14 protein-coding genes are annotated in these 7,655 nt (G+C 36.9%); all 14 read right to left on the minus strand.

What is annotated here, in order from left to right; translation table 11 throughout:
• Window positions 1-62: 62 nt before the first annotated feature.
• Entirely contained in the window at window positions 63-206 is a 144-nt protein-coding gene (locus tag JC2156_RS08895) for a hypothetical protein (protein ID WP_006845678.1), read from the minus strand.
• Window positions 207-247: 41 nt separating this feature from the next.
• Window positions 248-658 (minus strand): phage tail assembly chaperone, encoded by a 411-nt coding sequence (locus tag JC2156_RS05210; RefSeq protein ID WP_006845679.1) that lies wholly within the window; start codon window positions 656-658, stop codon window positions 248-250.
• Window positions 659-672: 14 nt separating this feature from the next.
• Window positions 673-1,122, minus strand: a complete 450-nt coding sequence (locus JC2156_RS05215) for a phage tail tube protein (RefSeq protein ID WP_006845680.1) — start codon at window positions 1,120-1,122, stop codon at window positions 673-675.
• A gap of 10 nt (window positions 1,123-1,132) precedes the next feature.
• A complete protein-coding gene (locus JC2156_RS08580) occupies window positions 1,133-2,572 on the minus strand; it encodes a phage tail sheath family protein (protein ID WP_006845681.1) in 1,440 nt (479 codons plus the stop codon).
• On the minus strand, window positions 2,572-2,724 hold the full coding sequence (locus JC2156_RS08900; protein WP_006845682.1) for a hypothetical protein: 153 nt from the start codon (window positions 2,722-2,724) through the stop codon (window positions 2,572-2,574). The genes JC2156_RS08580 and JC2156_RS08900 overlap by 1 nt, the downstream gene beginning before the upstream one ends.
• Window positions 2,725-2,733: 9 nt before the next feature.
• A complete protein-coding gene (locus tag JC2156_RS05225) occupies window positions 2,734-3,165 on the minus strand; it encodes a phage tail terminator family protein (RefSeq protein ID WP_006845683.1) in 432 nt (143 codons plus the stop codon).
• Entirely contained in the window at window positions 3,165-3,605 is a 441-nt protein-coding gene (locus tag JC2156_RS08585) for an HK97 gp10 family phage protein (RefSeq protein WP_006845684.1), read from the minus strand. The genes JC2156_RS05225 and JC2156_RS08585 overlap by 1 nt, the downstream gene beginning before the upstream one ends.
• Window positions 3,605-3,994, minus strand: coding sequence for a hypothetical protein (locus tag JC2156_RS08590; RefSeq protein WP_006845685.1), 390 nt, complete (start codon window positions 3,992-3,994; stop codon window positions 3,605-3,607). Before JC2156_RS08590 ends, JC2156_RS08585 begins: the two co-directional genes overlap by 1 nt.
• Window positions 3,961-4,389 (minus strand): head-tail connector protein, encoded by a 429-nt coding sequence (locus JC2156_RS05240; protein WP_006845686.1) that lies wholly within the window; start codon window positions 4,387-4,389, stop codon window positions 3,961-3,963. Before JC2156_RS05240 ends, JC2156_RS08590 begins: the two co-directional genes overlap by 34 nt.
• Before the next feature lie 7 nt (window positions 4,390-4,396).
• Window positions 4,397-4,849: an Ig-like domain-containing protein gene (locus tag JC2156_RS05245; RefSeq protein ID WP_006845687.1), complete on the minus strand. Its 453-nt coding sequence runs from the start codon at window positions 4,847-4,849 to the stop codon at window positions 4,397-4,399.
• 65 nt (window positions 4,850-4,914) lie between these two features.
• Entirely contained in the window at window positions 4,915-5,820 is a 906-nt protein-coding gene (locus JC2156_RS05250; protein WP_006845688.1) for a hypothetical protein, read from the minus strand.
• 15 nt (window positions 5,821-5,835) lie between these two features.
• Window positions 5,836-6,402: a phage scaffolding protein gene (locus JC2156_RS05255; protein WP_006845689.1), complete on the minus strand. Its 567-nt coding sequence runs from the start codon at window positions 6,400-6,402 to the stop codon at window positions 5,836-5,838.
• 136 nt (window positions 6,403-6,538) lie between these two features.
• On the minus strand, window positions 6,539-6,721 hold the full coding sequence (locus JC2156_RS05260; protein ID WP_006845690.1) for a hypothetical protein: 183 nt from the start codon (window positions 6,719-6,721) through the stop codon (window positions 6,539-6,541).
• Window positions 6,721-7,655, minus strand: a 935-nt coding sequence (locus JC2156_RS05265) for a minor capsid protein (protein ID WP_038241140.1), incomplete at its 5' end; no start/stop codon positions are given. The genes JC2156_RS05260 and JC2156_RS05265, both read right to left, overlap by 1 nt.

A 7,655-nucleotide genomic window follows, 5' to 3' on the forward strand; every position in this document is an offset into this window, starting at 1 on the left:
ACTCCTTTCTACAAAAAAAGAGCATGAGTAGGAACGAATATCCCTCCCATGCTCTTAGTTCGTTAATGATGTTTTACTTTTGATTTAGCTCTTTGCTCTTCTCTTTTTTGTTCTTCATCATGCCTTTGGAATCCAGCAATAATTAACGCCTTCTCCTCTACAGTAAATGAAAGCCATTGAGAGGGTGTCCAACCAAATTCAAACATTGCACGCCAATAATAATTAAACTCTAAACCAGAGTGCTTACTTATTTTTTTGCTTCGGCCACCATATCGTCAAGAGTTGAATTTCCACCACTGAAATCATTGATAGCCGTTGATAACGATCCATATTGTCCAGCAGACAGCATTGCTTGTAGCGTAGCATCTGGATCACCCATTGTTCCATAGTGTTCTTGAATTGTTGCATTGTTTAAGTCAGGTTCCACAACGGCTTCGCCGATTAGCAATGAAGACAAGACATCTCCATCAACCTCACGTTGCTTACCACGTCCTGTGGGGCGTTCTGCTTGCTTACGTAACTTATTAATACGAGTTGCAGAAATCTTTTTGATAATGAAATTTGGAAGCTTTTCAGAAACCTTTAACTCAACCGTTTCATCTTCTTGTTCAGGCAACAACCATGCTTCTAAGCTTACGTTCTTATTTTCTTCAGTCATGTTAATTCTCCTTATTATGCAAATGTTTGAATAATCTTATAATCGTCAAAGTTGAAATCAGTTTCACCTTCAAGGAAGCCATCATCAGAATTTAAGTTTCCGATTGCAGCTTGAGCGAAGGTTATTCCTATTAATTGAACAACCTGTTTTCCTGTATTTGATGACGTATCTTCAACAGTCATGGTAATAGAAATATCTGGCCAGATACCTGTTTCGTTATATTCGTTGTAAATAACCAAAAAATCACTAGAAACATGATAGAAATTAAGTGAACCCGTACCTTCAAGGCTAGTCAACTTATGTGCTTTCATGCGCCGTCCTAATAAATTAATTTCTTCGATATTACCTTCTATTTGTGCTTCTACTTCAGTCAATTCGGCAAGAGTTCTATTCTCACCATCAACCGTCATAATCATTAATCCTGATCGAGAATTAATTACATCACCAGGCTTTTTAAATGTCATATTGTCCTCCTTAGTTTGCTACTACATCCATGTAAAGCTTCTCCATGGCATCGGTTGGCGTCACAGCCAAGCCAACTACAACAGAATCTTTATCATTTCCTTGAGCAATTGTAATGTCTTCAACAGCAAAATCTTGAATAGCTTGTGCTGTTTGTAAATCAGTTAATTTTGTAGCAATAGCCGATTTGAACAGGTCACGTCCTTGGGAATTATTTGTAATTTTACCAATATAGTTATCTTCCCAATTAATCCGAACCCAATTAGCAATATCGTCTACAACACGCATTACTCGGTTCTTAGAAAATGCTTTTCCTTTATCATCAGTAAAAGTATGCAGTGAATTAATATCTTCCAGCACCTTCACAGCTCCACGAGAAGCAGTGAACAACATTTGACCATCATTGATAGCTGAAATTGCTTGTTCCTCTGTAAAACGAACATCCACATCAGTTGCCCCATTAACTTGGCGATACGTTAGCGATTGATTAGATTCAGCAGCAGCAGTCGCTCCAGCCACCCAACCAGCAGATTGAGCCTGTGTCAATTTCAAGTCGTTAAATACTAACGCATTTCCTAATGAAATGACTCCTTCATAATCTGCTTCAACTCCAGCACTTGCCGGAACAACCGCCATAACTTTACGACCCTGTTCATCACGCAATCGTTCAACTCCAGCAGCAATAACTCGATTAATTGACGCTTTATCAGATGAATTAGCGGCTACAACTACATTGAATTCATAAGTATCCATCGCCTTTTGGAATTCAGTAACTGGGTCCGCACCATCTCCTGTTGAATATTCTTGGATATTTACAGTGGCAGTTGTGTCACTTACTTCGTTTAAAGTAAGACTTGATTCACTGGTTTCAGCAGCGCCTCCACTCATTTGAATAGCTACCGGGGTAACCAAGTTTGAAATCATTTCCAAACCGTCGTCATTAATGTCAAGCTTTACCGTTGCTACTACAAAATTATTACCATTGAATTCAGATGCCTTACGTGCTGATTGTTTATCAATCAAAGCTCCCTTAAATGTAGTAGTAATGATTGCCTTTGTTGCATCATTCGCATCACTTGCCACAGTCACAGCTACATCATTACCAACGGCACCATTAAACTTAGCTTCAAATTTCCAAGGAATCGTTTCCGCAGTTCCAGTCGCTTTGACACCTGGATTAACGTTGAAAATTAATACCTTATTAGCATTAGCTAAAATCATTCGAATACCGGTCAATGCATCATCAGTTAAATCATGACCCAAGGCAGAAATAAAGTCAGTCCCTTTATTTACTTCTACAATTCCTTCAGGCCCCCAATTCAGACCAGATAGTAATGTCAAAACAGTTCCACGATCTCCATCAGACATTACTGGATTTTGCGCAGCAGTCCGTACGTTAATAAACGTACCAGGCAGTTTTTTATTTTGATCTTTCCAATTTCCACCAGCCATTAAAACATGTCCTCCTTAAATTCTTGTACCAACGCATCAGCTTCCGCCAATGTATATCGAATTCCATCCTGTAAAGCTAGTTTATATAAATCTCGCTTATAACCTGGAAATGAACTCATATTTACTAACTCATTGCGTGTATATTTTCGCATTAGTACCTCCTAATTTTTCATATTTGTATTAGTGCTCACTTCACCAGAAAAGTACGGATCATCAAATTTTGCCATCCTTGCACGAACTGTAAAAGTCACATGTAAAATATCATCAATTGTATTTGATTCAAGTCTAGATACATGAAAGGCAGGCGATCCATCTGCATTTATTAATGGATCAATCCCACTAATCAACGCTTCCTCCGTCTGCCTTAGTTCTCTTTTACGTTTTCCAGTTTCACTCTTAGGGAAATAAACAACATCAAATAAAAAAGCGATCATCTGTTCTGATGAAGGCTTATAAGTGCTTTCTATATTTGTTTGATTAACTACAAAAGTACCGACCATATCACTGGCATCGTCATGGAATTCATCTGATACCTTAGCATTTGGAATAATCTGCTTGATTGTAGTTGCTATCATTTCAGCGACTTCTAACATTAAAAATCCTCCAGCATGCTTGTTAATTGAGCCATTAACTTATCCGCTTCATCATCTAAATGTCGGGCTATTTCATCCATTGAATCTGTTAGCATAAACGCCCCATTCACCCACGGCTTAACTAATCTCTTACCCAACTCAGGAACGTATAACCCAACCTTTTGACGATGACCATATTCCACGAATGGTGCATATTCAATGTTATTAATAAGCATCAAACTCGCACCATTTGAAGATTTTTTAACTTTCTCAACAGCCCAACCACGTTTTAAAGTCCCACCTTTAGTAGGTGTTGCCTTTTTAACAGTTGTTAATGATTTATTACCAGCTCGTTGTAACGCTTCGACTGCTGTATCCAAGTTAACAATCTTTGATGATATTTTCTTAAAGTTATCAGCGTATTTTTCAAATTCAGAGTAATCAAAATTAGCACTACCCATTAATCTACCTCGTCATAAACGACTTGAATTTCTTGATGAGTAGCATACGATTTATAACCATGAGATGCCCGACGATAAGTAATAGCATTCCCATTACTATCCCTAATCTTAATAATCGCCCCTGCTGGGATTGTAATGTTATTAGAGGTGTAAATGACTGCATCATATTGTTGCATTGGTTGTGCTTCATTTGCGGTTGATTTAAGACCACTCATAGAAACCTTAGCCGGAATATTAGAATACAATTCTACTAATTCACTTCGATTATCAAAACCAACGTTTGTAGGTTTATCCACCTTTTTGAATACGCTAATCTTATCTCGATACATTGATTCAATCGAACTTTTAGCGTGCTTCATTGAGGAGGCAAGTCGTAAGGCATCCCCCATGGTTTGTCCACCTTTCTATATCTACGTAATGTTTGCTTAAATCCAGATACGGACAAAAAGTCCGCTCCTGAAATTTTAGATACAGCAGTTTGACTTACCGCATAAGAAACGCTGGTATCTCCCTCAGTAATACTCGATACTGGTCCAGAGTTTCGTTCTTCATCAGGTAATAGAATTTTATTATCCTGAATCCAACTAGTGATAACCATCAAAATATCCGGATATAGTTGCTCTGGAATATCCTCTGTAATCACATTCAAGTATGCAGAAACGTCAGTTAAAAGCTTCTTGATCAACATATCCAAGATAAGCTTATATTGATCATCAGTTTGACCATCATCAGCCTTTGGGTTCATAGATGTTACATTTTTAGTTAACTTTTCTACATCGATCATGTCTAACCTACTTTGTTGCTTCGGCAACAGTAACAGCTGTTTTATCAGTAAATGATCCATCTTCCGACGTACCAATTACATTAACAGTTCCAATTGCAATGGCTGTAATATTACCTTGATCATCAATAGTGGCAATCGCTTCATCTTCTGATGAATATGTGATGTTTTGATTGGTTGCATTTTCAGGAGCAACCTTACCAATTACTTGCTTAGTATCTCCAACTTTCATTGAAGCTGTCTTTTGAGACATCGTTACTCCAGTTACCGAAACATTGACTGGAGCTGCTGCATTAGTGGTAATATCAATCGAATTTGATTGAGCACCATTATCTCCAATAGTAGTAACTCCTGAATAAGTTGTTTCTGGTGAAAGTCCTGTGATGGTTACGTTTCCGTTCTCATCTGGTTCAAGATTAGAACCTAGAACTTTTCCAGTATTATCAGTAAATGTATATGACATTTTAGTCCTCCTTCACATTAATTATTGCCGTTGTATCAGTAACAGAATCCAAGCTTATACTCGGCTTACTTTGTGCTACTACTCGGCTTTAAAGATACCGCAATTCCGTCTTTTTCTTGTTCCTTGACGAACAAATCATGATATAAACGGTTTTGATAAAGATAACCATCACCTTGACCAACTTCTCCGGGAGCAAATAAGTAAATAGCATTTTCCTTAACGATAGCAATAACCGCTGGCTTAACCACAAATAAGAAATTAATTGCCTTAGCATCTGTTGCTGGCTTATAACCATCAGTGAAATCAAATCCATCAAAGAAACGTGATTCGTCCCAAACTTCAATCAGTTGAACACCATCAATAGATGTAATTCGAGATTCTAATGCAGTTTGTCCAATATTTTGATTGGTAATGTTGCGAGTGAATTCTTTTGAACGTTCCAACATATCCATCACTTCGCTAGAAACAAATCCAACAATATTTTGTGAACCATACTTGCGAATAGGTAAGATTGAAGCCTTTAATCGTGAGTAAACATTATCAACAGTTAAAGTTTCTTCAGTGCCGTGCTCTGCTTCAACCGCACTCTTCGCTAACTTAGCAAAACGATAGGCATCAATTTCCGGTTGAACATTTTCTTCAACAAAGGTCTTCGTGATATTCGCTGTTGCCAAATCTTGATTCGTCTCATCAACATCTTGCTTATCAATATAGAACTCAATATCTCGGTCTTGCTCCATGGTATAGACCTTTTTATCATTCTTAGCGGTACCAACATTAAACCCTTTATTACGATTATGATCTTTTAAACCTGATGTCGAGATAGTAGTCAAAGTAAATGACTTTCCCCCATTAACCAAATTAACGTTTGGTGATCCTAAAATTCCTGTAATCAATCCTTGATTGATCTTTTGATCAAAGATGTTGTCATCTTTAGTAATGTAATTATAATTTTTGTTACGATCTGCCATTTTATAAATACCTTTCTATTTTTGTTCGATGATACCTAATGCCTCTGCCATAAGATCAGTTGCACCTTTACCACCTTTACCGTCCGCTGGATTGCCACCCTTAGCGATAACTTCTCCTTCGAACAGATACGACTTAGTTTCTTGTAACCCTTCGATTTGCTCATCTAATCCTGATAATTTACCATCTTCACCTAATGCCACTTGGTCCATATCTAACAAAGCCTTAATATCATTAACATCACGAGCCTTTGTATTCGCTAATGCTTCTGATACAGCGCTGTTGAGCTTTGTCTTTGATAAATCTGCTGCTAACGACTGAGTATCCTCATCATACTTTGCTTGAAGCTCTGTATACTTATTACTCAACTCTTCGTTATCTCCAGCCTGCTTCTTTAGGTCCTTCATATCTTTATCACGACTTTTCAGCTGTTCTTGTAAACCATCACGTTCAGCAACAACAGCATCATAATCCGATTGAGAACCGGTTTTAGCAGTTTCAATATCTTGACCATTTGCATCCATGATCTGTTTAATAGTTTCATCATCAGTAATACCTAAGTTCTTCAAAAAATCACGTTTCATAACGTCCTCCTACGGTTTTTTACGCTAACCAAGCTAGATTTTAGTATGAAAAAAGAACCTTTTTACGACGTGTTCAGGTCAAGTGCAAAATAAAAGGCAGCTACAATTATGTAGTTGCCCTAATAAACTATTTTATTTAATAATCTTTATCACTACGCAATAAAGGCATAAATTCATTGTAACTATCAATGGCTTTTTGTGGAGCCTTATCAGTTAATTCGTAATCAATAAAATTACCATACTCATTCTCATTAGGAAAAGTATCAATTTCAACATACCAGTCTTTATTTTCTAGAAAATATGGTCTTGATAATGCCATTACAATTCCCTCAATACTTTCTTGAATGCTTCAGTCAATGGATTTCCATCACTTAGTTTCATTTCTGCATACATTTCTGCAAACCACTCACGTTTATTGTGCTTACCATATCCAGAAACAAACAGATCATTCAATTCTCTGCTCGTCATCCCAGTTTTCTTAGTAGCTTCATTATAAACCTTATCAAAAACGCCATCAATCCAATCATTACGATAAAATTTTGTATTAGGTAAATCTGGATTGTGTTTTTCAAACAAAACATTATGCAACACATGCCCCATTTCATGAGTTGGTATATAATTCAATGCTTGATTTTTTGGAATGTTCATCAGCCAACCAGCATCAATGTCTCCTTCGATAGCCTTACGATGAAGGTTCTTACGACCAAATCTCTTATTATTATAATTGATTTCCATCTTTGGATAATTCTTACCCCACTCAGTAACAGCGTATGATGTCGATATATCATCTTCAAAACCAACCTTTAGACCATGTTTAGCCACATAATCACGAATATTAGGATCTTCATTAGCCAATCTACGAGTCCTATTGATAGTATCTTTATACAACTTAGCAGATGTTTTACCCTTAATATGGGATTTCATATCAACAAAGCCTTTACCAAAATCACGTTCAGTAAATAATCCAACCTTATCCGACCATTGCTTGAAACTCATACCATCAATAATCTCACCTCTCCCAGTATCAGGATTGCGAGACCATCGCTTTTCATCTTTCACATCGCCATAATAAGGGACTGTTGTACAACGACAATTAGGGTGAATTAGTGGATAATCAACACCATCTTTTTTATTTTTAACATCATAAATTTTACCGTCTAATTTTGCGCATACATCACATGTATTAGATTCTAATGTCGCCAAATATTCATACTGTTCTACACCTGTTTCTTTGTATGAATCAAGAGTGGCTT

Source organism: Weissella koreensis KCTC 3621, assembly GCF_000277645.1.